Source organism: Prevotella aurantiaca (assembly GCF_015262605.1).
Lineage (GTDB): Bacteria > Bacteroidota > Bacteroidia > Bacteroidales > Bacteroidaceae > Prevotella > Prevotella aurantiaca.
Window position 1 is genome coordinate 1 of sequence record NZ_JABZSJ010000020.1, and the last position, 25,189, is coordinate 25,189.

Consider the following 25,189-nt stretch of genomic DNA (forward strand, 5'->3'; position numbering starts at 1 on the left):
CAAATAATATATTACACTGACAAACAATTAGTTAGATATTTACTGAATATCCCTATGTTAAATTGTATGTAATACGGTTGTCCATTATATCGTATGTAGTTCGCTTTTGTAATAAAACTTTTATCTAAGGCAAAGCTGCTCAACAAACGAATTATCTCCTCATTTGGTTTTATCTTTTGGATAACTTTTGGCATATTATTTCTCTTTACTCCCAATCTGCTTAATATGGCAAGGATTTTAACAAGAGGTGTATCCGATAAAAACTGAACATCATCAGTTATTTTTACCACTTCTTTTCTATAGGAATTTGTAAACCCATCAAGTACTCTAACGATGTCTCTTACAGAGAGTCCTAAAATCTTTATCTCATCTGTTAAAGCTTCAAACATTGTTTCTCTGTCTATTCCGCATTCGTGATAGATATGTTCACTCAATCTCCGTCGTGCTGTTTCAGTTATAGAATATTCAAAAATACGTTTAGAGATAAATTTACTGATATATCCATTATAATTATAATTACCATAGAACTTTTCGTAAATAGCCTTAGTTGCTTCTGCGTCCATAACAAAGATAATCTTCTTGAACCCAAACTTATTCTGCAGTTCATCTATTGACTTCTCTTTGCCATCTTCGGTTATTACTTGGTCACTTAATAGATATTGCCTGTCTATGTGGGCAGAGAAGATATTGAGGATTCTGAACAAGTGAGCTGGTTCAATACGATCAAGATCTTCTATGATGAGGACGGATGTTTTTCCATTCTCATCAGTAATGCTTTTAGCAATTAGCCAGCTGATAGGGTCTAATTCATAGATACCACCGACCTTGTTATTGAATTTTTCAACAAAATCCAATGCTTTTTTAGACTCATCATTGTTGATCTCTTTTTCGTAGTCCTTAAATTTCTGATATTGTTTGATGATTGTTTCTGCAAGTACTGTTACGCCCACTAATACTTCTTGGTATTGTGACATCGTACCAATGAGGGATGGAGCAAATTTCATACACTTCCGTATGATGTCAAACGAATTGTTACAGAGGTACCATTGGAATGCTATAGAGTCAGGAATCTCTATACCTTGTTCAATTTTATTGTTGAGAATCAGTTGGAAAAGCAAGTCCCTTTTTATGTACTCCATTATTTGCTCGTTTGGAGCAATCTGATAGTTGACAGGGTAGAGAGTGTAGAAATCGTACTCGTTCTGGTATTTTTCCTTGAACTGTTTCAGGAACTCTGTTTTACCGTCACCGAATCTTGCTGAAAAGATGGTTCTGTCTATAGTAGCTTCGTTTAAATGATGGTAGAAAGCTTCTAACTCGTAGGTTATATCTATTGTATCCATAAATTTATGTTTTTATCAGGTGTTGTCCGTGAGTTCGTAATGTTTTGATTTAAGTGTTTTTGTAAGCGTTTAAGCAACAGAATATAAAAAACTATTTTACACCATTCCCAATTCTTTTGCTGCTTCGTACAGTGACAGGAATCTCGAAACACCTTCGTTAGTTGGGCACCAAGCAATAAAATCTTTTTCGTCTGTGTGGTAGTGTTCGATGTTAGACTTCTCAATCAATTTTTTAATTGATTCGAGAAGGTCTGGCATCTCGATTTTCTTATAGTTTTCCAGTTGAAATCCCCAATAAGGTAAATTATTTTTTGCATCGTAACCATCCCAGACGCCTAACCAAACTTGATTTTTTAATTGTATACCAAACGAATGTTCGTCTTGAGATAAAGAGATTTCTTTCTCTATTTCTGATTGCCATTCTCTCATGAGCCTATTTGATTCTTCTTTTCGCAGTTCAATTCTAAGGTTTTCGATAGAATCTAATAATGCTGTCACTTTTTCTTGTTCGTTTTTTAGAGCTATTATCTGCTCTTGGAGTGTCAGTCCTTCAATATGAAGTTCTTTCAATATAAAGTCTTTAATTTCTTTGTTCATGTTTTGATAAATAGGTGAAGTATAAAATTTGTTTTCTAAGAAATCAATATATTGATCCAATGCACTTACTATATGTGGCTCGTTTTCAATAGATAACTTACGTAGCCAATCTGTAATATCATATTTATATGATAGAACTTTAAAGTGTTCTTTTTCCAGTGCTTCACATACATTATTCTCCTTGTTCTTATCACATAGTGAATACGGTGAAGGGGGTTTACGGTTGATAGGGTTAAGATATATGACATAGATCTGTGGCAGCGTAAAACCGTATTTCTTTATGCCAATGTCGTTAACATAGCGATATATCTGGTTTTCCATTTCCTCAGCATCATTTACTTTATTCTCTATTATTACAAATATGTCTTTCCCCTTTAATGCAACATCAATCCTGTTTTTTTCTGTTGTCACATGCATATATTCATGTTGGATATTCAGAAAATTCTTTATAAATGAAGATTGAATGACAGGATGTTTCAGTAGGTTTGCAAGAACAAGACTATGTCCAGTCTCTTTAAAACGACCTCTGCAAGCGGCTTCTATGACATTCAGATGAAATGGTGTCATATCCAAATATGTCTTGATAAGCTGATGAACCCGCTCAGATAGCCTTATTCCATTTTTACAATAATTAAGCCTATATTGGAATAGCAGGTTTGAGATTCTTAATGTTTCTTTCATATTTCCGTGTCTTAATTTTCATGAACCTTAATTCCACAGCATAAATTCTTGTGAGAACTCCAAGTTTCTGAGAAACAAAGTTCTCAAAACACTTGGATATGTCAGAAATTTTACCTATATTGGTGCTGCAAACATACCAAGTAAGCAAAAATCTGACATGACAAAGGTAGCAATTAAAAACGAGAATATCACTTCTTTCGGTGGAATTTATCATATTATGGACGTTTTCTCAAAGTTGGGCTTTGAAAAACTTACCGAATCTGTATTGGGCAAACGTGGAAGTAGCGGCAAAGCATTCTGTTATGGAAGTATTTTTTGTGGTTATCATACTTCCCTATTGGTTTGGGTGGGGGATTTTATGATTATGCAAGAACCAAGAACCCTAGAAAATCCCCATATCAATGGATAAATCCCAAAAATGTCACTTCAATATATAAAAGTACCTCACGAGGAATAATACTGCGGAATTAAGGTTTTATACAATAAAAAGAAATTGTATCTTTTGATGTTTTTAGGCTATCTCGAAGTTCAGATAGTATCGTGTAAGGGTCATAGCCCTTACACGAAAAGAATTGACTTAAAAACAAGACCAACAAGATAGGATAGCCTGTTATTCTAAACGTCTTCTTCATACTTTTTTATTTAAGAGGTGGCAATTAACAAGCCTACGAGCGAAACTATGATAATAATAACAATAGAGGATATGCATAATCCTGCAATAGATAAACCTTTTGGTTTCTTGAATACCCCGACAAAAGAGAATATCAGCCCTAAAAGCCAAAGAATTACATTTGCAACGGGAACCCAGCAAAACACAAGACCAATCAGTGCCAACACAAAGCCTGCAGTGCCAATACTATTGCTCGGTTTTGTTTCTGCTTGTTGAATAATAATGGTCTGTTGAGGTGTCTTCGAGGCTACTTTAGTCTTTTCATTTTTTGAGGTTACTTTTACCTCTTCGTTTTGAATGTCATTTGAATTCATAAAATTATTAATTTAGGATTATAAATATTGTTTTGTCTCTTTTGTGTTTACTTTAATAGCGTATTGGTAACAGTATCCAATAGGAGTTTACCGAACCCTTTCTTTTTCTTTAAAGATTTGTTTTCTATTTGTCCTTAACTCCCCAGCATAAATTCTTGTAAGAACTCCAAGTTTCTGAGAAACAAAGTTCTCAAAACACTTGGATATGTCAGAGATTTCACCTATCTTGGTGCTGCAAACATAACAAGTAAGCAAAAATCTGACATGGCAAAGGTAGCAATTGAAAACGAGAAAATCACTTCTTTCGATGGAGTTTTTTCATATTATGGACGTTTTCTCAAAGTTGAGCTTTGAAAAACTTACCGAATATGTATTGGGCAAACGTGGAAGTAGCGGCAAAGCATTCTGTTATGGAAGTATTTTTTGTGGTTTTTCATACTTCCCCATTGGTTTCGGTGGAGTCTTTTATGCTTAGAAAAGACCCAAGAAACACCGAAGCACCTCATATCAACATATAGAGCCCCAAAAAAGACATCTCAACATATAAAATTTTCTCACAAGAAAAAATACTGCAGAATTAAGGGAATAAATCAAAAAAAAGTTCGCGAACAATTTAGAAAAAATTCGCGAACTTTTTGGTAGGGTCCTTGAATAACTTTTCAAAGAATGAAGTCAGAATGCAGAAAGACATACGCTTCAAGGGAATGTCTTAAGACAGAACAACCTATGTTTATCAGGTAGCACTGATTCAAATCCTTACTTCACATAGAAGATACGATTTTGCTTGCGTGATAAGGTCTTGCCTTCCTTTGCAGCATAACCAAGAATACAGAAGCCGATACCTTCATAATCACCTTCTACACCCCAATCTTTCAGCATCTGCTTACCATCTTCACGCTCAAAAGTTTGCTTGGCACGATTAATCCAACAACTTCCTAAACCTACTGCGTGAGCAGCATTCATAAGGTTGCCCATCATCAACGCACCATCATAGACATGATTAGGGCTACTCTTATCTGCTAATACTGCAAGAACGACAGGTGCGCCATAAAAAGGATCACCTGTTACGCCCATTATCTCAGCATTTATCACAGACAAGCGGTCGCGTACTTCCTTATTGGTAACTTCAACAATGATAGCGGTCTGCTTATTCTTTCCGCTTGCAGCGTAAAGACCAGCCTCCATAACCTTATCAATCAACTCCTGTTCTGGCATACGCTCTTCATAAGCACGTATGCTACGACGTGTCAACAATACTTCTAATGCTTCCATAACATTTCTTTTTTATCCTTAATTCCGCAGCATAAATTCTTGTGAGAACTCCAAGTGCCTGGGAAACAAAGTTCTCAAAACACTTGAATATGTCAGAATTTTCACCTATCTTGGTGCTGCAAACATAACAAGTAAGCAAAAATCTGACATGACAAAGGTAGCAATTAAAAACGAGAATATCATTTCTTTCGATGGAGTTTTTCATATTATGGACGTTTTCTCAAAGTTGAACTTTGAAAAAACTTACCGAATCTGTATTGGGCAAACGTGGAAGTAGCAGCAAAGCATTCAAAATTTTCTCACAATAAAAAATACTGCGGAATTAAGATATTATACTCTCTTTATAAATGTGTTCTCTACATTCTTATTCAGTAAAGGTTCCAAATGAAAAAGAGAGGCTTGGTATTGTTTCCAGCCTCTCTTTTACTTACATTATTGTGGGGACCTATTCAAATTTCTGTACCTGCATGCCTACATAACGTTCATAGTAACTACGTACATAGACATTATCTATGTCCGTTTGATCTATCGTAAAGCGAAGACAGTTGGCTGATATAACTTTACCATAACCTGCATTTCTGTCACCATTGTTAACTGGATTTGGTGTACTTGCCCAGTAATAGCCACTAACTCCTAAACCGGTTAATTTCCCATCAACGTATTTTCCAAGTGCTGGAAGATAGAAATAACTACTTCTTACTGATGCTTCTGGTTTGCCAGAGATTGGTACACTATATGGAATATCTTTACCTAAATTCCACGTAAATGCACTTGGATAGCTCATCGTAGAAATAAAACCTGGAATTTTGCTCTGTTTCTTTATCCAGATGCCTCCTACATAAAGATGGTTTGCAAATACCCATAAAGTTTTGTTATCCACCTGTGGAGATCCTCCTTCAATATACCATGTAAGTGCTTCGAAGGTCGGCTGATTCTGGCATGAGTTTGTAGCCATTGTCTTGACATATTTCTCGAATACAGTATTGTACCATCTTGAGTCCCCAGATGATTTTGCATAGTTTGCATTTTCAGCGTTATTGAGTAAAGGCTGACTGCTCTCAAACCCATTCCAATAATTGCTCTTTGCATCCCACATGTAATAATTGGACTTGCGAGAAGTATATGTCGTCATGCCAAGGTCGGTACTGATTTTCTGATTCTTTCCAGCATTACATTTTATATTACTATATGTATATGAAAGAGTGCTATTTGTACCAGTTACGGAATCATATAGAGTATAAGTAACCTTAAAGGTTGAGTAAGTTCCCGGAGCTACAACCATTATGGCTGCATTCTTAGATGCTGTAGCGGCTTTAGGAATAGGGAAACCAGTTTCTGAACTTGTTCCGTTCAAAGTCAAGGTTACGCTGTTAGAAGAACTATTTGCAGTTCCTAAACCGCTGTCGCTAAAATTGAACGTTCCAGCAAGGCTTTCACCGTTAGCTACTGTAACATTGATTTGTGTTACTACAGCAGAAGCATCCAACTCCTCTTTTGAGTAGTATGGCATAAATGTTATGTACGAAGCCTCATGACTGAGAGTAAACTTATAGGATCCATCTGTTTGGCGTGTTGCAGTACCGACACCGCAGTCTCCAACAGTTCCTAACTGAGTCGCTTTGTTGGCTTCGTCCTGATTCTGACTTGTTGCTATTGTAACAGTGTTACCTGAAGTGTTTGCGTTTCCTGTGTATCTAACAGGATAGCTCTCTGCCGTATAAGTTCCATCGAAATAGAACTTTGCAGAAGCTGTTGTTGATGTAATATTGTTGGAACTACTTGCTGTTAGTGTAGGAGATGTTGCAGAGCCACTATTTACCCAAATATTGTCATCTGTAGTCCAGTAGAAATCTACCCCTGAACCATCATAAACGCCTGAGGTACGTGTCTTAGCCTCTGAAGTAATAGAGAAAGAAGTCTTACCTGTTAAATCCTTATTCTCAGCACTATTGCTAGAATCCGCGTCACTTACATTGTCATTAGAACAAGCCGTCAGCCCCATAAGCAAGCATGTAGCAAACAAACTTGTGAACTTGTTAATCTTCATAATTCTTATTGATAATTATTTTGAGTTAATCTGGGTCAACATCATACGAGTTAGTGTTGTCATCATCTGCCTTTTTGTGATCAGACTTAAAGGGTGAGTTTGTACCCATGATTGGTTCTGCCGATACAGGAATAACTGAAAGCTCGGGGCAACAATATTCCTTTTTTACATAATTTTTTCTTTGCATATCTGTTTTTTACCTTAATTCCGCAGCATTATTTCTTGTGAGAACTCCAAGTTTCTGAGAAACAAAGTTCTCAAAACACTTGGATACGTCAGAAATTTCACCTATCTTGGTGCTGCAAACAAGAAATAGACAAAATTTGGCATGCAAAGGTAGCAATTAAAAACGAGAATATCACTTCTTTCGGTGGAATTTATCATATTATGGACATTTTTCAAAGTTGGGCTTTGAAAGACAAAGATGGTAACCAACAGACAGATATCTTCGGAAGACATACAGTTTTTTGATGTGGACTTATTCTGTGGCAAAGAAAAGGTCGAAGGATTTTACGCTATGAATTTGCCACACCGCATGAAATGTGTTGATTTGGAAAATAGTGAATTTCGTCTGATGAATTTCGATCGAAACAACCCAGAATATATGTTTTATTACATGAAACTTAGAGAAAATATCTTTAACGATGATAATGCAGATATTGTACGTTGCGAAGAGATGCACAGAAGCATTGTTGTAAATGAAAAGATAAAGAAAGCGTTGTTCGAAGCAGGTTTAAAAGGACTACAGTTTAGCAATAGTATAGACATAACACCAAAAGACAGAACCATTTACGAAAGGATTTAATAAAGTTGTTACTCAAAAGATTGTAAAGATAGAAAACTTAGGGGATGCGAGAAATTAAAGAATGATGAATAGCCCTATCTTAAACGTAATTCTGGATAAATTTACAATCAAATGTAATATCCTGCCCCCCAGTTTGGAACTTGCAGTGCTTCTGTTTTTAATTCAAATCAATTATCTTCATACAAACTCATCAAAAAATAAAGTATACGTTATTGTAATCAGCTATAAAAAAGAATTTTTGAAAATTATATCCAAATTATTTTGATATAATAAAATTTGTATTACCTTTGCAACGGCATCATTGCCAAAGTTATTATAAAAGAAATCTAATATGAATAAAAAAAATTTTTCTGGGGGAATAACTTTTGCTCTTGTTGTTTCTCTAAGTATCGTTACCAGTGGTTGCTCATCGAATATAGATGAGCCGACATTTAATGCTGAGATGCAAAATTCTTCAGCCTCCAATTCTATTTCTACTACTAATTCTCAGCTAAGGGGTGTTATTAATCATAAGATTGATTCAATAAACCCTCTTGCCTTAGAGTATGTAGATAATGCTAAAACACTTTTATATGCAACTGGTGCTTTGGACAATAGGAGTGCAAAACTATCATTGTTGACTAATATTAGTTCTTATGAAAGATTTGATGATTCAGAAGAAACATCTAAAATAAATCCAATGGCACTAAGATTGCAGCTACTGGATATTGTTGATGATGAGACAGGAAGTGCTGTCAACTTTTATGATTTACCCCAAGATCAACGAGAAATCTTTGTTGATAAACTTTTACAAGAAGATGCGCGAAACATATCATCTAAGTTGGATCTAGTTCCAGAAGCCAGTCAAATGCTCGAGATAGAGAATAGGGCAACGACTAAATTGATTACAGAAAATGAAATCCCTATCATACATGTAGGAGACATAAGTAATGTGAGATTGGAAAACGTTGATAGGTTGAGTACTCAACCCGCATCTCAATCTACGAAAAAAAACCAAACTCGAACAAAAACTATTGATCATAAGGCTTTCTTTTCAGATCTAAGTAAAGAGATTGAATCAGAAATGAATAATCAAGAATCAAGAAACTCTAACCTATTACGGTCTGTAGGTGGTTCTTTTAATTATCCCAAAATAAACGTGGAGGAAGTTGTAAAACCAGCATGGATAAGAGCCGCACGTAGAGGAGATTTTATATTAGCAATTCCTAGCCATTTCCATCCTTGGATATTTCTAAATATTGGAAAGAATGTAAGATTCAAAGTTGGACATGCTGGCATTATTAATTCAAAGATCACTCCACATACTTCAGATTCAGCAAAAGTGACAATAGAATCTTGGTCTGAAAATGGGGTCAAAAGATCATCAATGTCTTATTGGGATACCCCTCATTATATAATGGGTGTACAAAAAGTGACATACAAATGGAGATGGAGAGGATTCAAAAGTGGTATTTATAAAGTTAAAACACCCGTTTCTAATCCAGATGCTCTTGCAGATTGGGCAAATAAATACGTAGGAAGAGACTATGTAAGATGGTATGAATTCGCAACTGCAAAATGGGCAGCTCCATCTCGTTTCACTTGTACTACTTTGGTATGGTGGTGTGCCAAGAAAGCTTATGGAATAAATGTTTCAAGTTGGTATTCTCCTTTAGTTACTCCAAGTGGGCTTCTAACAGATGACGAAACCTATGTTAGATATAATATACATTGATTAGATATAATATACATTGATTAGATATAATATACATTGATATGAAATACTTACGACTATTATCTTGGCTACTTTGTTGCACTGTTTTAATGTTTTCATTAGCTTCATGCGAAGAACAAGAGCCAGATTTAACAAAGAAAGAAATGGATACTCGTTTGCTGGGTACTTGGAAGTCAATAAATTCCAATAATCCAGAAATTAATAAACTTATATTTATGTCTAATGGAGACATTATTGGTTATTGGCAAATGGGAGGGAAAAAGAGAGTTTTTTATACAGAAAATAATTGCCATTTATTTGTATTTGTACAGGGTTTGGGTATAAAATTATCTAATTGGACATACGAACATTACTATAAAATAGATGGAAATAAGCTAACTTTATGGTTTAGTTTGTATGGAATGAATTCAAATAGTTCAGATCGTCTTATCTTTCAGAAAGAAAAATAACGGGTTGTTTTAATAGGACTTTTCCCATTCATTTAATATTCAATCCAACCAGTTCTAAATAATAAACTGGTTGGGTTGATATACTTAAATAAAAAATATAATAAGATGTACAAAAGAAGGTATTTAGGAAGAAGAACGGAAAAAGAAATTGAACAAGATATAATGAGGGCTATTGCCACTATTATTTCAGAAAAAGGCATTTCTTCGGTTACCATCAAGGAAGTTTCAAATCTGTCTAAAACTGATGTTATCGTTTTGGAACGTAGATTTAAGAATGATGAAGAATTAATAAAAGCATATACTTCTCAGTTTGATTATTTTCTTAACGATAATATTGCTATTAATCCAAACGATTATAAAAACGCCGAAGCTTTTTTTATGAACTTAATCGAGAGATTTATAGATGCAATCTATAAAAATAAAGACATGCAATCCATTATGGTTTGGGAAATGTATGAAAATAGCAGCCTTACTCGAAAAAGTGCGAGAAAAAGAGAGGTTACCCTTAAGGAATTTTTACCGAGTTTCACCAAACAAATTAATAATGAGAAAATTTCACCAAGAGCTTTATTTGCCGTACTAACAGGGGGGCTTTACTATGTACTCTTGAGAGGGAATAGGTCAACTTTTTGTGGATTAGACTTTAGTACTAAATCGGGGCGTAAACTTTTAGCAGAAACCATATTTAAAATTGTTCGGCAATTTATTAATGAATAAGTCTATTTAGTCGTGAAATAGGCAAGAGAAAATTTATAATAACAAAAAATAAATTTGTTATTATAAATTTTTTATTTATAATTATATTTTGTGTGATTTATAATTATAATTTTTCAGCGTCAAGAATAAAAGAATAGAATCTTTGCAATCCTACTTAGTATAGCCAAAAGATTGTATTCTTTTAGACAGCTTTGAATCAGAGAGTTGCTTTTTTTACAATCGAAAAATAGGAGAGGTTTTAGAGCTTGAACTTGGACAGAAGTTGATTCATTTTCAGAATGGAAAACTTCAACTATAGTGGAGAAGTTTTAATTCTTTCTTGGAATGGTTTTGCGAATAGGAAAAGAGCTAAATGTCTGTTTATAAATGGTGCTATGATATTAAATCAAAGAAAAAAGTAGCTACAACACTCTTTTACAAGTGTTGCAGATACTTTTTTTATTTCTGTAATCGTTTTAGTCTGCGTACGGAGTCGTTTTCCACAAACGCACAGGAGCAGCCATAATAAGATTTTGAATGTATTCGCCTCCGCCAGCATCTGTAATATCATCTTTACTTATATGCTGAGAGCCAGAAACCCCTCTGAAAAGGTAATAGAAGAAGCTACTAGTATCACTAGATAAGCCTGGCATTCTAAATCCTACAGCTTGCTTTGGAGGATTCTTTTCTTGGTCTAAAATATATCCATTGTGAGTAACCGGACTTCTCATTGCATAGCGACCAGTTGGTAAGGCATCGTCTGGAGTCCAATATTGTGCACTGAATCCTTGACTAGAAAGATGCCAATACTGCAACTTTTTACCAGTTGATTTACTCTTAGCAATGCTGAAAGTGTATCCTCCTCCAAGCGGAATAATTCGCTTTACATCGGCTGGATAAACTACATTGTTATTATTAGGAACTGCCCAGAAATCTTCATTAGCGATGTCGTCCATATCAAGAACAAAGCGTGGACCGAGATAACGTTGCGTAATTATAGCATTATTATTTACATCTTCCCAGCGCATTACGTAACGATAATCGTTATTGGTTATCCACGAAAGAGGCTCTGTAATACCCGAACTTACTCGAGTAACTGGCTGTTTTGCATATCCTTGGTATGCTTGTCCCTCCTCATCATTACTGATATATTCAGGTTTCTTAGACATTCCTATCATGTAAGCAATTGTCTTTCCATTTACTTTTAGACCCTTAGAAGAATTGTGGAAAGCAAGTTTTGAGCTGGTCCAACCTGGCATTTTGACAGGAGAGACGATACCCATAGAGTGATTATAGAATCTTCCATTGCCACGGAAACCAGAGAAACCATAACCTTGTGGAACAATACTGCGCCAGTATTCGTGGTTAGCAAACATAAAACCACTTGGTATGCTTGATAAGTTTGCTTCTACCTCGCTATACTTATAACGTATACTATGGTCTACATCTTGATTTACATCGCTTGAAAGTTCAGCCTCAGTACCGAAGTTATCGTGTTTTGCAACATAGCTTAATGGGGCAAATTTATAAACAACCTTACCTTTTGCAGGATAGTTTGCACCCGAAACATAGTCTGCAATCGTGCCATAAGCTGGCAACATATTGATAGAAGTAGGTACAATTTTACTTTCTGAACTTGTCTCAGTAGGTACTGCCATCAGCAAGAATTGTGTTTTAGAAACCTTCTTTACTGTGTAGCTTCCAGCTCCTTCTTTTTTTCCATCATATATTTTTATAGCTTGTTGCTGTGGTGCCATCCATACATAAATATAGCTTGGAGCTTCTTTTCCTTTTTCTACTTTGTCGAAATTGTCACCCGAAGCTCTTGGAAGGAAAGTGTGGTCGTAATAAGTAAGTGCAGTGTTGAGCTTGTTAGCATTATCTTTCTCTTCTGTGTAGTCCTTTATATATTCGCCGTGAATACGGAAGCGTCTTTTCTTCATAAGTCCATTTTCACCTATCATTGCATTGTCGGTTAATGGACGTTGATAGAACTTAAATGCTTCAAATGCCTTTTTAAAAGATGCTGATTTAGCTGAAGCAATATCAGTATCCTCTGTATCTTTAAGGTCGCTTGCCTTAACAAGGCCATCTGTGTCGAACGTTTTCAAGTCGAATTGTCCACAAAGAATGTTACTTGTAATGATGCGTACACCATTGTATTTAAAATCGAAATCGGTGTTGTTGGTAACCTTCAAACGCACAATAGAACCGAATTGCTTTAACTTAACAGGCTTTTCAGCCTTAAAAGTTTTATTGGCTGCGTTGGTTTCCAGCTTTCTCCAGCTAAATATATAAGGTATATTTGCACCCCATTGTACTTTTTCTCCTGCAGCATTCCTAGCTACATGACCTTCTGAAAAACCATTAAACTTAACTTGATTATTGCCTGGAAGCATTTCACCACCTAAGATTCCGCAAACAAACCATGTGCCTTTGCTGAGGTCAGTATTTGCTTCCATCTCAAACTTTTCACTTGGTAATAAGGTAATATTTCCACCTTTTTTATATGTCCATTGGGTAATAACCTTTGTTACAGGCTGCGTTTCATCTGTACTTCTGAATATAAGAAGTACAGGAACTTTTGCACCATCGGCAAGTTCTTTGCCTTCGTTTGTACCTTTATCGAATATACCTACTGGTGTTGGGAAACCTGTATTGTCGTCAGTTTCGTAACCGATAGCACGACTTGTAGGTGTATTTGCCGTAGTTTTTTCTCCCTGCATGTTTCCTTCCAAAGACATAGATACAGTTAATCCTGGCTGTGCCAAGTTGTTTGATTCTATTTCTGGTACATCTTGATCAGCACAACCTGCAAATAATAGAACGCAGGCAGCGATGCATGAATAAAATAAATGTTTCATTGAATATGTAATTTCGTTTGAGTAGGATGTTTCTTTCCTAATGAATTATGGTTCTAAATAAAAAATAATTTCAACAATTTTTAATATCCTGTGGGGTCATCTTCTTCTGGATCTTTTTCGTCATCGCCTGGTGTTAGTCCACCATGAATATTACTCTGAACGTGAAAACCACCTTCCATAATTTCGTCCGAATAAAGTCTTAATACCTTGAAGTCGGTCTTAATATATTCTTTCTTCTTCATAATAAATTCTAATCTAATTCCTAAATAAAATAAAAATAAAATCCTGTTGTGATTTGACCGAGCTTTAATATGTGGCTTGTTCAATATACACAAATATTTTTTGTCATTGTAATTTTTCCGCAAAATTACTCTAATTATATGATTATTACATATTTACCGCGATTATTTAATGTTTTTTAAGAACTTCTTTTATACCCTTTTCTTGTTAATATTTGCTAAATATAGCAGTTTTATTTGGTTGTGATAAAATAAAAACCATATCTTTGTGCTATCAAAATGATATCATAATATAAACGATAATCAATATTAACAATAGAACTATGGAAAAGAAAGAATTTGCATTTAAGGGGAACGTTATCAATGGTTTTGTTATGCTTATCCTCGTTTTGGCAATGTTTGTATGTGGAGTTGCCAGTGCAGTGTATGGTTTTGTACTAATCGGTAACGAAGAAAATGGCGGACCATTGCTTGCCATTGCTGGTGTGTTATTGCTTGTTTTCATATTTTGTGCATGTGGTTTCATAAAGATAGAACCCAACGAAGCACGTGTCATGATGTTCTTCGGACAATATAAAGGAACCTTTACTGAAGTAGGATACCATTGGGTTAATCCTTTCCTCAATACCAAAAAGCTTTCTTTCCGTGCTCGAAACATCGACGCTGCGCCTATTAAAGTGAACGATAAGACGGGCAATCCTGTTATGATTGGTATGATGTTGGTGTGGCGTCTCAAGGATACTTACAAGGCAATCTTCGAGATTGACTCTGAAACAATGGCTGGTTCAAGCGATGAGATAAGCACAAAAGCAGCTGTAAGTAACATTATGGAAGCATTCGAACGCTTCGTTCGTATTCAAGGCGATGCTGCTTTACGCCATGTTGCAGGTCAATATGCTTACGATAATCTTGACGATGACACAGAAACACAAACCCTTCGCGACAATAGCGAAGAGATAAACAAACTCTTGGAACAGACTCTTGATGAGCGTTTAGAGATGGCTGGAATTGAGATTATAGAGGCTCGCATCAACTATCTTGCCTATGCTCCCGAGATAGCCGCAGTAATGTTGCGTCGCCAACAGGCCAGTGCTATCATCTCAGCACGCGAGAAAATCGTTGAAGGAGCGGTGTCTATGGTAGATATGGCACTTAAAAAGCTCGACAAAGAGAACATTGTTGAACTCGATGAAGATAAGAAAGCAGCTATGGTAAGTAACCTTATGGTAGTGTTATGCAGCGAAAGTGCGACTCAACCAGTGGTGAATTCAGGCACGCTTAATATGTAAAAAAGAAACTCGTTGGGGCTTTCTGTTCCAACGAGCTTCTTTGTTTTAACCCATTTTTCCGCCTTTATTAGTAGCTACTGAAGGGCAAAGTAATCATTTAGAGAGAGCCAACCAAATGAAAGAAGCATCATTTGAACAAATTAAATCCCCTCGTACAATGTTATCTGTAGTATGCGATGTAGTCATCGTACTGATGTTAATTGCAATGTGGACAACCAGTATAATGGCTATTCAAGCATACAAAGACGATACAATTTCATTGCTTTTTCCAGCTTTTTTCACCTTTTTTGCTGGCTATTTGAGCTTTATTTCCTACTATCCCGAGCATCGTTTGGTTTCAAAATTCATTGAAATCCAGAGCGATAAACAGCTTATTATGGTAACCAAACTCTTCCGTCTCCTTTCTTTCGAGATTGCTTTCTTCGGACTTATCTTCGGAATCAATCAATTAACGCAGCTATTAAGAGATGTACCTGACCATTATACGATTGTTCCGACAGTGATTATTTTCCTTGGAACGTTCTATGTAGGTTACTATAGATTTATAGGAATGCGCATCGATATAGTGATAGAACGTACCAAAGCGAAGCACAACAAAGAGCTTGATGGTATGAAGGAAAGATTAAAAGCAAAGGAAAAAGAAGTGCAGGAACAGTTGAAAGGGAAAACAGAAGAAGAAATTCAGGCTCTCAAAAACAAAATAAATCAAGAGGCGGAAACCTTGAAAGCAAGCAGAGAAGCCAATAAAACAAAGTAAAGCAGGGGCGTTTCGGCAAGTTCGTAGTCAGTGTCTTTTGCACACTCGATTATGTTTTACTACCCCAAAGCCGATAGTTTAAACAATCCTTACGGCTTACTTTCCTACTCAACAACACCTAAAATATAAAATCCAATGGCTTTCAGCCGCAAGCGAAAAAGTACATGGCAAAGAAAGATAATAACACTAAAAGCTTCATTCTTCGCGTCGATTCCGATACGATGAGCGCTATAGAGAAGTGGGCAGCCGACGAGTTTCGGTCTACCAACGGCCAGTTGCAGTGGATCATAACCGAAGCACTGCGCAAGGCTCGTCGTCTTCCGAAGCTGCATTTGAAGGACGAAGCGTCATCTAAAACAGATAAAACAAATGACACCAGTATCGATTAAAAACCTCCGTCTCAGGCGTACGAGACATTCAACCATTTGCGAAGCCATATCAGCAACTATGCTTTTAATTCCTTGGATATTAACTATAATAGACCTAATTCACAATAGAGGCAATGTTCTATTGATTATTTTACTGTCTGTTTTAACCTATTGTGTGTTTATTATTCACAAGATTTCCTATCGTCCGGGGAAAGAATGGCCGCAACAATCGTTCCCAATAACGTCCGTTCGACAAGCTATTACAGCAGGAAAGTTTCTCCGTTATATTGCTATCGAAGCAGCTTTTTTTCCTTTTTACATGACTATTGATAAAGTAACGCACATATCACAAAAGTTGCCCGACTCTATTGTGCGAATAGGTTCCGTAAGTAATATGCTACTAACCTATAACATTGGGTCAAGCAAAATACGAGCGATAAAGAAGAAAGAGGAATTAGAACAAGAAAAAAAGAAGGCAGCGAAATAGTTCGCTGCCTTCTTTTTTATGCGTCGAAAATAGTTTTATTCTATTTTCTAAATATACCTTTTATAATGTGGTCGTCATGAAAACACAATCCCATATCATCTTTGTTCCACTTTTCAAACAAGCCTTTTGTTTTGTTGTTTCCACGAAATTCCACCTTAAATATAGCTTCTTTTCACCAATTCAGCATTAGTTTCCAGAAGTCTTCGTCCCACCACTGTTCTACAAACCCTTAGAATTTGTAGCCGAAACCAATGTTCAAGAAGATGGGGTACATATTGAAAGAAATAGTTTTAAAGTTGCTTTCAAATATGTTATTCAACGCCCACGAAAGGTCAGCGTTAAGTGTAAAGCGGTCAGAAACCTGCCATGTACCGCCTAATTGCAGTCCCCAATGAAAGTGATTTAAGTTCGATGAGAAGTCGTAAGTAGCTGTTTGGTCGCCTTCATATACTATTTTTTCGCCTATAGGACTACCTTCTCGCAGATAACCTTCGCTCACCGAGCCGTTAAATTCGCCGTCCATGCGGAACGAAGCAAAGATTCCGGCACGCGCTTTCCATTTTTTGTTGAAGCTATAGTTAGCCATTACGGGCACAGTAACGAATGTACTGGTGTAGCGTGTCTTTACATATCCAGTCCAAAAGCCCGACACACGCTCGCCATCGTTAATAATTTCCATGCTGTAACCCTTAGTGGTTGCACCCGTTATCATACCTTTTTGTTCGAATTTCACACCTGCCGACAAGCCCCATTTGTGCTCTGTGCCGAGCCATTTAGTAGCTACTCCTTCGATAGAAGCATTCAAACGTGGACTATAACTATCTATTTTTCTAATCTCTTGAGGTATCGACATGGGCGCAGCACCGCCGATATTTACACCAGCTTTCACTTCAAACTCCCAGTCGTTGCGGTCTGGAAGCTGACGTCTTTTGTCGGTATCTTGCTGAGCCTGTGCCGTAATTGCCATACAAGCGAGTAGGGCAGAAGCTGTCGCCTTTACTATAATATTTGTTGTTTTCATTTCTTTTTTCGTAGGTTAAAGGTTTATTTGTAGATTAGTTCTATTTCGTCTACGTAGAGCGTACTGCCCACTGCACCATTGAAAACGGCACCGTCCTTGCTCGACGACATAATGATGGCGAGGTTATACTTGCCTGCTTCCAGTTTATTTTCGTCTATCTTACGTCCGTCAACAGACTTAAAGTCGATAGCAAAGCTGGTCCATTGGTCTGTTTCCTTGCGGTTTTCGAGTTCCGCTTTCAGCACAATGTTACTGCTTGTAAGCGAGTTTGTTCCATCAAGGTAAGGCTCTTGCGATGTAACTTCGTAGAGAACAGCATAGATAGCAAAGTCGTCGCGTTGTCCTTTCACCTCTTTACTATTCTTATCGGTGAACTTTTCGCCCGCCTTATACTTATAGTAACCCGTCAAACGTGTAGGTATTTTGCGGAAAGGAAGTCCGAAACGAGTCGATTTAGCAGGGTTCGAAATGTTTATTTTAAATGTTCCTGTAAACAAGTTACCTGCTGCAATAGGTGCTTTTGCCATCTTTCCGAACGACCCAGTGCTCACTGTTTGCAGCTTCGCACACTTACCTTTTACACCGCCATCGGCCTGACTGGTAGGGTATTCCTCTGGTTTTGCGCTCGAATTAGCCACCATGTAGCCAGCATTTCCGCTTCCCCATTCCAGCGTGTCCTTAGGAGATGTAAGCTCATAGAATATGTGGAAGATGTTACTTGCCTGACTATCGGTCCACGAACGCTTTGCTTTGTGCCACTTAATGTTCTCGAAATGGTAGACAGAAGCCACGTCTTTGCTCACAAAAGACACCTTATATTCCTTCTTCCATTGCCCGTCTTCCGACGTAACAGTGTATATACGCGACTTAGTAAAGTTACGAACGGTTCCACTTGCGGGGTAAATGGTCGCCCCCGGAGTAAGTTCGAACATTGGTCCTATTCTTCCAACGTTGGTACCGCCATTCACAAAGAACTTCACTTCGTTGTTTGTAATCACTGGTTCGCGTATTAGAAGACCTTTATCTTTCAACGATGCCGCGATAATATCGGCTTCCTGGTTGAGTGCTTCCTCCTTGATACACGCAGAAAAAGATAGTACAAGTGATAAGAAAATAATTCCTGTTTTCAATGATTTTAGGTGTTTCATCATTTTATGATTTTTGTTTCTGGCTGCAAAATTACTAAAATTTTTCTATAAAATGCCTTCTATTTCGTTTTTTTGGTAGTCGTTCGGTGCTGCACCTGCTTCGCTTCCGTCTCTTGTCCATACTTTGCCGAACCCTTCACAAGCTTTAAAATATAGCCCTCTTTAAAGTGTCCGATGAAGATAAATAATTGTAAAGAAATTACAGAAGCGTTTGTCTTCTGTAATAAACTTATTATCAATGCGTTACAATATAGGCACTTTTGCGTTCTAAAAGTGCCTGTTTTGCACGGCAAAAGCGCCTATATTGCAGCGCAAAACAGCCGCTTTTGCAACGCCAAACAATTGCTTTCGCTTTTTGCATGTGTTTTCTTTACAAAGTAAGGGTGGTATTTATAGCTTTTTATAGTGTTTCTTTTGTATGCTCTGTGCAGTTCTTGTGGTCTGTCGTAGGCAGCATTTCAGCCTTCGTTTACTTATTAATTGCTCTCTTGATAAGCACGGGGTGTCATGCCCGTTTCGCGTTTAAAGTATTTCGAAAAGGCCGAAGCACTGGGGAAGTTCATGCGGTTTGCTATTTCGAAAGTCATAAGACCATTGGTTTTCAGCAGTACTTTTGCTTTCTGAATAGTAGCACGGTTAATCCAATACATCACACTTTGACCGCTCACTTTCTTAATGATGGCAGAAAGATGGTGTGGCGTAATGTGCAACAAATCGGCATAAAAAGGAATGGAACGCTGCTCCATACAGTGCTGATGCACCAAGCGTTTGAATTGTAAAAATAGCTCTTCTGTACGTGTAGACCCTTCTTTTCTGGTGGTTTCAACCTCTGCTTCCTTTAGCTCCTGAATGTCGGTAACAATGGCTTTAAGCAGATGTTGCACAGTTTTTCTGCGATAGGGCGAAACTTGTACAATGTCCCAAACAAGGTAAAACATACGCAATAGTCGGTCGAAGTCTGTTGGAGAAGCTTTATGTATAATCTCTTCGGGCATGTCAATGCTGTCGCGAAACACGATGGCAACGAGGCGTGCATCGGGCGAAACATCATTGATTTCGAAGATAGTATCGGGGGGAGTCATTACCACATAACCTTGTTCTAAGTGGTAATCTTGCAGATTGATACAAGTATCGCCCTTACCTCCCATTACAAAAATGATGCGAGGCTCTGCTATTTGGTATATTTCTTCTTTATGAAATAGCGGACTTCGGAGAATGTTTCCATTGTAAATAAGAACCACATCTTCGTTTATAAAAGCTTTATCCTGATGTTTCATCACCGCTTCTAAGTCGATATTGTCTAACGAAACTTGGTTTACTACCTTCCCTTTATCCATAAAATTTCCTTTTTGTATGATTATATTGCAAATTTAACATGATTATATTGGATAAAAGAATAAATTCTATGATAATCGTACAAAAGGGAAATTTTATCGGTGCAATGGTTAATTCGCTAAATAAAAACTACGCTACCTTTGCATCGTCGAAACGAAATAGAAACGATAAATTATACGTAAGAAAAAACAAAAGTAAGCGATATGAAAAAGAAAACATTAACCCTTGTTCTGCTACTGGCTGTCTTTAGCGCACAGGCACAGACGTTGGAAGAATGTCAGCAGGCTGCAGAAAAGAACTATCCCTTTATAAAACAGTATGACTTAATAGCCCAAACCACTCAGCTAACCGTTGAGAATATTCAGAAAGGGTGGCTGCCACAGATTACGGCTTCGGCACAAGCAACCTACCAAAGCGATGTTGCGGGGTGGCCAGACAATATGAAAGGTATGTTCCAACAGTTAGGACTGAACATGAAAGGACTATCGAAGGACCAGTATAAGATAGCTATCGACCTGCAACAAACCCTCTACGACGGTGGCGCTATAAGTCAACAGCGCAACATTGCACGCCAAGAAGGAAAGGTAGAGCAGGCTCAAGCCGACGTAAATATGTATCAAGTGCGCAAGCGTGTCAATGAAATGTACTTCTCGCTCTTGCTCCTTGACGAGCAAATCAGACTGAACAACGATGTTAAAGCCTTATTATTATCGAGCGAAACCAAACTCGCTGTCATGCTAAAAGGCGGTACTGCTGCCACAAGCGACCTTGATAACGTAAAGGCAGAAAGGCTAAGTATAGCACAACAGAACGAGAGTTTAAAAGCGCAACGACAAATGTTGCAACGCATGTTAAGTGCTTTCTGCGGCATAGAAGTTAGCAACGCCACAAAGCCAACGCCTGTCGAAGCCAACAATTTAGCTGGTAACCGACCCGAAATGCGCTTGTTCGACCATCAAATACAACTTGCCGAAACAAGAGAAAAGGCGTTAGACACACAGCTTCGTCCACGTTTAGGAGTCTTTGCGCATGGCTATTACGGCTATCCAGGGCTGAATATGTTCGACGATATGATGAATAAGAAATGGAGTTTGAACGGCATTGTGGGCATAAAACTATCGTGGAACGTGGGCGCTCTCTATACGCGCAAGAACGATAAAGCCAAGTTACGCTTGCAACGCGAACTGATTGAGAACGCAAGGGAGGTCTTCCAGTTCAACAATAATATGGAGCAGATACAGCAAACAGAGAACATCGACCGATTTAAAACCATGATGCAAGGCGACGAAGAGATAATTACTCTGCGCACAAACGTACGCAAAGCAGCCGAATCGAAGCTTGTTCATGGCATCATAGACGTCAATAGTTTGTTGCGAGAGATTAACAACGAGAATGCAGCAAAGACACAACAGGCTATCCACGAGATAGATATGTTGAAGGAAATGTACGCTCTTAAATATACAAACAACGAATAAACAACCAACCAACAGATATGAAAAAGGTATTGATATTAGCAAGTCTTGCTCTTGTAATGGCATCTTGCGGAGAAGATAAAAAGGACTATGACGCAACGGGAACGTTCGAAGCAACTGAAGTTACGGTATCTGCCGAATCGTCAGGGCAGCTCATTAGCTTTCAAGTTACAGAAGGACAGTTGCTCAATAGTGGTGTAACGGTGGGACAAATAGACGCTCGCCAGCTCTCATTGAAGCGTGCTCAATTGGCAACAAACACCGAACAACTGACTGCAACCGATGGTCAGCTCGACGCAAACAAGCGCCAGTTGGTTGCCAACCAGCAGGCAACGGCAAGCAAACAGCTCGATTTGAAGAAGCAAGTGGCAGCCATTCGTCAGCAGATAGCCAACCAACAGCGTGAGCGACAACGCTTTTCAGAACTTCTTAGAGATGGTGCTGTACCACAAAAGCAGGTAGACGACATCGATTATCAGATACAAGTGTTGCAGAAACAGCTCGTTGCTACTGAAGAACAGATAGCCAGTCAGAATGCAGCATTGGCAGAACAAAACAAAGGAATAGCTGCTCAGATAGACGGAATTAGTTCGCAACAGGCTGGCGTAACGGCTCAAAAAGCTGGCGTTCGCAACCAACAAGCACAGATAGACGACCAGATTGCCCACACCTTCGTGAAGAGTCCGCTCGCTGGAACCATCTTGGAGAAGTATGCAGAGCAGGGCGAATTTGTTACAATAGGCAAGCCTTTGTTCAAGATTGCCGATACAAAGAACATGTTCATAAAGGCATACATCACTTCAGAACAGTTGAAAAAGGTTCGTCTCGGACAGCATGTTAAAGTGCTTGCCGACTACGGAGGCGGTGAGAAAAAGCAGTATAACGGAGTGATTACATGGATTTCGAGCCGCTCAGAGTTTACCCCTAAGACCATCGTAACCGAAGATGAGCGTGCCGATTTGGTCTATGCCATCAAGATAAAGTTCACAAACGACGGCTTCGTAAAGATAGGAATGTATGGCGAAGTAAAGTTTTAAGTATCGCAAAAAGAAATGAATGCTATCGAAGTAAACAACATATCGAAACACTATGGCAAGGTAGAAGCACTACGGAACGTTAGCTTTTCGGTAGAGAAAGGCGAGGTTTTCGGACTCATTGGGCCTGACGGAGCAGGCAAAACGTCAATGTTTCGCATACTCTGTTCGCTGCTACTGCCCAACGAAGGCACCGTAAAGGTGGAAGGATACGATGTGGTAAGCCAGATGAAAGAGATACGCAAGCGTGTGGGTTATATGCCGGGCAGGTTCTCACTCTACCAGGATTTAACCATAGAAGAGAACCTTCAGTTCTTCGCAACCCTCTTCAATACAACGGTAGAAGAGAACTACGACTCCATTAAAGGTATCTATTCGCAACTCGAACCCTTCAGAAACAGAAAGGCAGGAGCCCTCTCTGGCGGAATGAAACAGAAGTTAGCACTCTGCTGCGCGCTTGTTCATGCGCCCCAAATACTCTTTCTTGACGAGCCAACAACGGGCGTTGACCCTGTAAGTCGCAAGGAATTGTGGGAGATTTTGGCGGGATTGAAGGAACAAAACATTACGATTGTAGCGTCAACGCCTTATCTTGACGAGGTAAGAAGCTGCGAACGGGTGGGCTTTCTCTATGAAGGTGGAATACAAGGCATAGGCTCACCCGACGAAATACTGACCCAATTTGCTGATATTTTCGACCCGCCAGGCATCGAACGAAAGGAAAACAGCCGACCAAACAAGGCAAACGACGATGCAAACGTGATAGAAGTGGAACATCTTGTTAAGGCTTTCGGAAGCTTTCGAGCTGTAGACGACATCTCGTTTAGCGTAAAGAAGGGTGAGATATTTGGCTTTTTGGGTGCTAACGGAGCCGGTAAGACAACCGCAATGCACATGCTTACGGGCTTAAATCAGCCTACAAGCGGCACAGGAAGGGTGGTTGGATTCGACATAAGCACCGAGTACGAACAGATAAAGCGCCACATTGGTTACATGAGTCAGCGGTTCTCGCTCTACGAAGACCTTACTGTAGCAGAAAACATCAGACTGTTTGCTGGTATTTATGGCATGAAAGAAGAAAACATCAGTAGGAAAACCGACGAACTATTACAGCAGTTAGACTTTGCAAAACACCGCAATTCGTTGGTGTCAAGTCTACCTTTAGGCTGGAAGCAAAAGCTTGCTTTCTCGGTTAGTATCTTCCATAATCCAGGCGTAGTCTTCCTCGATGAGCCAACAGGAGGGGTCGATCCAGCCACCCGTCGTCAGTTTTGGGAACTGATATACGACGCTGCCGAGCGTGGAATAACGATATTTGTAACGACCCACTACATGGACGAAGCAGAATATTGCGACCGCATTTCCATCATGGTAGACGGCAAAATAAAGGCTTTGGGTACGCCCAACGAACTGAAACGCAGTCTTAATCAGCCCGATATGGACCATGTTTTCACCTATTTAGCACGTCAGGCAACACGAAGTTCCGACTAAGATTTCACTTTAAAAAGAAAGGTTCAATCTATATGAAGCGTTTTTTTTCATTTGTCATAAAGGAGTCAAAGCACATCTTTCGAGATAAGCGTACGATGCTAATGCTATTCGGTATGCCGTTAGTGATGATGCTTTTGTTTGGCTTTGCGATTACCAACGACGTACGAAACGTGCGTGTTGTAGTTGTAATGAGCAATGCCGACTACGCCACTCAGCAGGTTATAGACCGATTGTCGGTATCCGAATACTTCACCATAACCAAGGTTGTGGCGACTCCTAACGAGGCGGAAAGAACGATACGAGCACAGAAAGCCGACATGGCGGTGGTGTTTGCGCAAGACTTTGCAAGCAAAAAGGCAGGCTATCAGTTGATAGTTGATGCTACAGATCCCAATATGGCGCAGCTTTGGACAACCTATGCCAATGCGGTAATTGCCAATGCCGACGGCGATATCGTGAACTCGAAGCTGCTTTACAACCCGCAAATGAAGTCGGCATACAACTTTGTTCCAGCCATCATGGGAACGTTGCTGATGCTTATTTGCGCCATGATGACCTCCATATCTATTGTACGTGAGAAGGAGAAAGGTACGATGGAGGTGTTGTTAGTGTCGCCTGCTAATCCGCTAATGGTGGTCTTTGCGAAGGTGATACCCTACTTGGTGCTTGCCTTTGTCATACTGATTACCATACTCTTAATGGCTATTTTCGTGCTGGGAGTGCCCATGCAAGGTTCGATAGGGCTAATTTTTGCAGTCTCAACTTTATACATTCTCTTGGCGCTTTCGTTAGGATTGCTCGTTTCAACAGTTGCCAAGACACAGCTTGTGGCCCTGTTATTGTCGGCAATGGTACTGCTAATGCCCATCGTTATGCTCTCGGGCATGATGTTTCCGATAGAGTCTATGCCCAAAATATTGCAATATGTGTCGGCTATAATCCCTACACGATATTATACAAGTGCCATGCGCAAGCTGATGATTATGGGAGTTGGCATCGAACAAGTGTACCGAGAGATGACCATTCTTGCTGGTATGCTGGTGGCGTTGCTATCGCTTGCCCTTGTGAAATTTAATAAACGATTAGAATAAAACGC

23 protein-coding genes and 2 pseudogenes are annotated in these 25,189 nt (G+C 38.6%); 14 read left to right on the forward strand and 11 right to left on the reverse strand.

Going from position 1 to position 25,189, the window contains the following annotated elements; translation table 11 throughout:
• Positions 1–11 precede the first annotated feature (11 nt).
• Together HXN26_RS05025 and HXN26_RS05030 are read right to left on the reverse strand one after the other, a co-directional pair.
• Positions 12–1,343: a hypothetical protein gene (locus HXN26_RS05025; RefSeq protein ID WP_273159254.1), complete on the reverse strand. Its 1,332-nt coding sequence runs from the start codon at positions 1,341–1,343 to the stop codon at positions 12–14.
• Between the two features lie 96 nt (positions 1,344–1,439).
• Positions 1,440–2,621 carry a PDDEXK-like family protein gene (locus HXN26_RS05030; protein WP_273159256.1) on the reverse strand — a complete coding sequence of 394 codons (1,182 nt, stop codon included), beginning with the start codon at positions 2,619–2,621 and terminating at the stop codon, positions 1,440–1,442.
• 157 nt (positions 2,622–2,778) lie between these two features.
• On the opposite strand from HXN26_RS05030, the pseudogene HXN26_RS05035 reads away from it, so the two are divergent.
• A pseudogene (locus HXN26_RS05035) lies at positions 2,779–2,982 on the forward strand (hypothetical protein); the annotation flags it as partial.
• 281 nt (positions 2,983–3,263) lie between these two features.
• On the opposite strand, the gene HXN26_RS05040 reads toward HXN26_RS05035, so the two are convergent.
• Positions 3,264–3,605 (reverse strand): hypothetical protein, encoded by a 342-nt coding sequence (locus HXN26_RS05040; protein WP_273159259.1) that lies wholly within the window; start codon positions 3,603–3,605, stop codon positions 3,264–3,266.
• A gap of 264 nt (positions 3,606–3,869) precedes the next feature.
• Here HXN26_RS05040 and HXN26_RS05045 point away from each other — a divergent pair.
• A pseudogene (locus HXN26_RS05045) lies at positions 3,870–4,071 on the forward strand (hypothetical protein); the annotation flags it as partial.
• 290 nt (positions 4,072–4,361) lie between these two features.
• Here HXN26_RS05045 and HXN26_RS05050 read toward each other — a convergent pair.
• The 3 genes from HXN26_RS05050 to HXN26_RS05060 all read right to left on the reverse strand — a co-directional run bounded on the left by HXN26_RS05050 (position 4,362) and on the right by HXN26_RS05060 (position 7,111).
• A complete protein-coding gene (locus HXN26_RS05050; RefSeq protein ID WP_025001408.1) occupies positions 4,362–4,877 on the reverse strand; it encodes a nitroreductase in 516 nt (171 codons plus the stop codon).
• Positions 4,878–5,322: 445 nt separating this feature from the next.
• Positions 5,323–6,924, reverse strand: coding sequence for a fimbrillin family protein (locus HXN26_RS05055; RefSeq protein ID WP_273159264.1), 1,602 nt, complete (start codon positions 6,922–6,924; stop codon positions 5,323–5,325).
• Positions 6,925–6,949: 25 nt separating this feature from the next.
• A complete protein-coding gene (locus HXN26_RS05060; RefSeq protein ID WP_273159266.1) occupies positions 6,950–7,111 on the reverse strand; it encodes a hypothetical protein in 162 nt (53 codons plus the stop codon).
• Positions 7,112–7,348: 237 nt separating this feature from the next.
• Between HXN26_RS05060 and HXN26_RS05065 the strand changes: the two genes are divergently transcribed.
• The 4 genes from HXN26_RS05065 to HXN26_RS05080 all read left to right on the forward strand — a co-directional run bounded on the left by HXN26_RS05065 (position 7,349) and on the right by HXN26_RS05080 (position 10,609).
• On the forward strand, positions 7,349–7,729 hold the full coding sequence (locus tag HXN26_RS05065; RefSeq protein ID WP_273159268.1) for an imm11 family protein: 381 nt from the start codon (positions 7,349–7,351) through the stop codon (positions 7,727–7,729).
• A 331-nt stretch (positions 7,730–8,060) separates the two neighbouring features.
• Positions 8,061–9,443, forward strand: a complete 1,383-nt coding sequence (locus HXN26_RS05070) for a hypothetical protein (protein ID WP_273159270.1) — start codon at positions 8,061–8,063, stop codon at positions 9,441–9,443.
• 41 nt (positions 9,444–9,484) lie between these two features.
• Positions 9,485–9,892, forward strand: coding sequence for a hypothetical protein (locus tag HXN26_RS05075; RefSeq protein WP_273159272.1), 408 nt, complete (start codon positions 9,485–9,487; stop codon positions 9,890–9,892).
• A 105-nt stretch (positions 9,893–9,997) separates the two neighbouring features.
• Positions 9,998–10,609 (forward strand): TetR/AcrR family transcriptional regulator, encoded by a 612-nt coding sequence (locus tag HXN26_RS05080; RefSeq protein WP_273159273.1) that lies wholly within the window; start codon positions 9,998–10,000, stop codon positions 10,607–10,609.
• A 455-nt stretch (positions 10,610–11,064) separates the two neighbouring features.
• Here the strand turns inward: HXN26_RS05080 and HXN26_RS05085 are convergent, their stop codons facing one another.
• Together HXN26_RS05085 and HXN26_RS05090 are read right to left on the reverse strand one after the other, a co-directional pair.
• Complete coding sequence (locus HXN26_RS05085; RefSeq protein ID WP_273159274.1) at positions 11,065–13,452, reverse strand: hypothetical protein; 2,388 nt, start codon at positions 13,450–13,452, stop codon at positions 11,065–11,067.
• 80 nt (positions 13,453–13,532) lie between these two features.
• Positions 13,533–13,694: a hypothetical protein gene (locus HXN26_RS05090; protein WP_199897121.1), complete on the reverse strand. Its 162-nt coding sequence runs from the start codon at positions 13,692–13,694 to the stop codon at positions 13,533–13,535.
• 320 nt (positions 13,695–14,014) lie between these two features.
• On the opposite strand from HXN26_RS05090, the gene HXN26_RS05095 reads away from it, so the two are divergent.
• The 4 genes from HXN26_RS05095 to HXN26_RS05110 all read left to right on the forward strand — a co-directional run bounded on the left by HXN26_RS05095 (position 14,015) and on the right by HXN26_RS05110 (position 16,592).
• Positions 14,015–14,980: an SPFH domain-containing protein gene (locus HXN26_RS05095; RefSeq protein ID WP_273159275.1), complete on the forward strand. Its 966-nt coding sequence runs from the start codon at positions 14,015–14,017 to the stop codon at positions 14,978–14,980.
• Between the two features lie 115 nt (positions 14,981–15,095).
• On the forward strand, positions 15,096–15,737 hold the full coding sequence (locus HXN26_RS05100; RefSeq protein WP_273159277.1) for a hypothetical protein: 642 nt from the start codon (positions 15,096–15,098) through the stop codon (positions 15,735–15,737).
• A gap of 164 nt (positions 15,738–15,901) precedes the next feature.
• The gene (locus HXN26_RS05105) at positions 15,902–16,126 is read left to right on the forward strand and encodes a type II toxin-antitoxin system antitoxin (RefSeq protein ID WP_273159278.1); all 225 of its coding nucleotides are present in this window, start codon (positions 15,902–15,904) and stop codon (positions 16,124–16,126) included.
• Positions 16,107–16,592 (forward strand): hypothetical protein, encoded by a 486-nt coding sequence (locus HXN26_RS05110; protein ID WP_273159279.1) that lies wholly within the window; start codon positions 16,107–16,109, stop codon positions 16,590–16,592. Before HXN26_RS05105 ends, HXN26_RS05110 begins: the two co-directional genes overlap by 20 nt.
• A gap of 229 nt (positions 16,593–16,821) precedes the next feature.
• Here HXN26_RS05110 and HXN26_RS05115 read toward each other — a convergent pair whose 3' ends face one another.
• The 3 genes from HXN26_RS05115 to HXN26_RS05130 form a co-directional block, all read right to left on the reverse strand.
• A complete protein-coding gene (locus HXN26_RS05115) occupies positions 16,822–17,613 on the reverse strand; it encodes a porin family protein (RefSeq protein ID WP_273159281.1) in 792 nt (263 codons plus the stop codon).
• A 23-nt stretch (positions 17,614–17,636) separates the two neighbouring features.
• Positions 17,637–18,761 carry a PCMD domain-containing protein gene (locus HXN26_RS05120; RefSeq protein WP_273159310.1) on the reverse strand — a complete coding sequence of 375 codons (1,125 nt, stop codon included), beginning with the start codon at positions 18,759–18,761 and terminating at the stop codon, positions 17,637–17,639.
• Positions 18,762–19,237: 476 nt separating this feature from the next.
• Complete coding sequence (locus HXN26_RS05130) at positions 19,238–20,098, reverse strand: helix-turn-helix domain-containing protein (protein ID WP_273159285.1); 861 nt, start codon at positions 20,096–20,098, stop codon at positions 19,238–19,240.
• A gap of 201 nt (positions 20,099–20,299) precedes the next feature.
• Here HXN26_RS05130 and HXN26_RS05135 point away from each other — a divergent pair, with 201 nt between their 5' ends.
• From HXN26_RS05135 to HXN26_RS05150, 4 genes are read left to right on the forward strand one after another with little or no spacing between them, the layout of a single operon-like run.
• Positions 20,300–21,571 (forward strand): TolC family protein, encoded by a 1,272-nt coding sequence (locus HXN26_RS05135; RefSeq protein ID WP_273159287.1) that lies wholly within the window; start codon positions 20,300–20,302, stop codon positions 21,569–21,571.
• Between the two features lie 17 nt (positions 21,572–21,588).
• Complete coding sequence (locus HXN26_RS05140; protein WP_273159288.1) at positions 21,589–22,605, forward strand: HlyD family secretion protein; 1,017 nt, start codon at positions 21,589–21,591, stop codon at positions 22,603–22,605.
• A gap of 15 nt (positions 22,606–22,620) precedes the next feature.
• Positions 22,621–24,093, forward strand: coding sequence for an ATP-binding cassette domain-containing protein (locus HXN26_RS05145; RefSeq protein ID WP_273159290.1), 1,473 nt, complete (start codon positions 22,621–22,623; stop codon positions 24,091–24,093).
• Positions 24,094–24,125: 32 nt separating this feature from the next.
• The gene (locus tag HXN26_RS05150) at positions 24,126–25,184 is read left to right on the forward strand and encodes an ABC transporter permease (RefSeq protein ID WP_273159292.1); all 1,059 of its coding nucleotides are present in this window, start codon (positions 24,126–24,128) and stop codon (positions 25,182–25,184) included.
• Positions 25,185–25,189 lie beyond the last annotated feature (5 nt).

What these genes read in the sequence shown, in the direction of transcription:
- HXN26_RS05050 (WP_025001408.1), bottom strand. Translation starts at nt 4,877, where the DNA reads ATGGAAGCATTAGAAGTATTGTTGACACGTCGTAGCATACGTGCTTAT.
- HXN26_RS05100 (WP_273159277.1), top strand. Translation starts at nt 15,096, where the DNA reads ATGAAAGAAGCATCATTTGAACAAATTAAATCCCCTCGTACAATGTTA.
- HXN26_RS05085 (WP_273159274.1), bottom strand. Translation starts at nt 13,452, where the DNA reads ATGAAACATTTATTTTATTCATGCATCGCTGCCTGCGTTCTATTATTT.
- HXN26_RS05120 (WP_273159310.1), bottom strand. Translation starts at nt 18,761, where the DNA reads ATGAAACACCTAAAATCATTGAAAACAGGAATTATTTTCTTATCACTT.
- HXN26_RS05070 (WP_273159270.1), top strand. Translation starts at nt 8,061, where the DNA reads ATGAATAAAAAAAATTTTTCTGGGGGAATAACTTTTGCTCTTGTTGTT.
- HXN26_RS05145 (WP_273159290.1), top strand. Translation starts at nt 22,621, where the DNA reads ATGAATGCTATCGAAGTAAACAACATATCGAAACACTATGGCAAGGTA.
- HXN26_RS05025 (WP_273159254.1), bottom strand. Translation starts at nt 1,343, where the DNA reads ATGGATACAATAGATATAACCTACGAGTTAGAAGCTTTCTACCATCAT.
- HXN26_RS05075 (WP_273159272.1), top strand. Translation starts at nt 9,485, where the DNA reads ATGAAATACTTACGACTATTATCTTGGCTACTTTGTTGCACTGTTTTA.
- HXN26_RS05065 (WP_273159268.1), top strand. Translation starts at nt 7,349, where the DNA reads ATGGTAACCAACAGACAGATATCTTCGGAAGACATACAGTTTTTTGAT.
- HXN26_RS05040 (WP_273159259.1), bottom strand. Translation starts at nt 3,605, where the DNA reads ATGAATTCAAATGACATTCAAAACGAAGAGGTAAAAGTAACCTCAAAA.
- HXN26_RS05130 (WP_273159285.1), bottom strand. Translation starts at nt 20,098, where the DNA reads ATGGATAAAGGGAAGGTAGTAAACCAAGTTTCGTTAGACAATATCGAC.
- HXN26_RS05030 (WP_273159256.1), bottom strand. Translation starts at nt 2,621, where the DNA reads ATGAAAGAAACATTAAGAATCTCAAACCTGCTATTCCAATATAGGCTT.
- HXN26_RS05080 (WP_273159273.1), top strand. Translation starts at nt 9,998, where the DNA reads ATGTACAAAAGAAGGTATTTAGGAAGAAGAACGGAAAAAGAAATTGAA.
- HXN26_RS05140 (WP_273159288.1), top strand. Translation starts at nt 21,589, where the DNA reads ATGAAAAAGGTATTGATATTAGCAAGTCTTGCTCTTGTAATGGCATCT.
- HXN26_RS05095 (WP_273159275.1), top strand. Translation starts at nt 14,015, where the DNA reads ATGGAAAAGAAAGAATTTGCATTTAAGGGGAACGTTATCAATGGTTTT.
- HXN26_RS05090 (WP_199897121.1), bottom strand. Translation starts at nt 13,694, where the DNA reads ATGAAGAAGAAAGAATATATTAAGACCGACTTCAAGGTATTAAGACTT.
- HXN26_RS05150 (WP_273159292.1), top strand. Translation starts at nt 24,126, where the DNA reads ATGAAGCGTTTTTTTTCATTTGTCATAAAGGAGTCAAAGCACATCTTT.
- HXN26_RS05105 (WP_273159278.1), top strand. Translation starts at nt 15,902, where the DNA reads ATGGCAAAGAAAGATAATAACACTAAAAGCTTCATTCTTCGCGTCGAT.
- HXN26_RS05135 (WP_273159287.1), top strand. Translation starts at nt 20,300, where the DNA reads ATGAAAAAGAAAACATTAACCCTTGTTCTGCTACTGGCTGTCTTTAGC.
- HXN26_RS05060 (WP_273159266.1), bottom strand. Translation starts at nt 7,111, where the DNA reads ATGCAAAGAAAAAATTATGTAAAAAAGGAATATTGTTGCCCCGAGCTT.
- HXN26_RS05110 (WP_273159279.1), top strand. Translation starts at nt 16,107, where the DNA reads ATGACACCAGTATCGATTAAAAACCTCCGTCTCAGGCGTACGAGACAT.
- HXN26_RS05115 (WP_273159281.1), bottom strand. Translation starts at nt 17,613, where the DNA reads ATGAAAACAACAAATATTATAGTAAAGGCGACAGCTTCTGCCCTACTC.
- HXN26_RS05055 (WP_273159264.1), bottom strand. Translation starts at nt 6,924, where the DNA reads ATGAAGATTAACAAGTTCACAAGTTTGTTTGCTACATGCTTGCTTATG.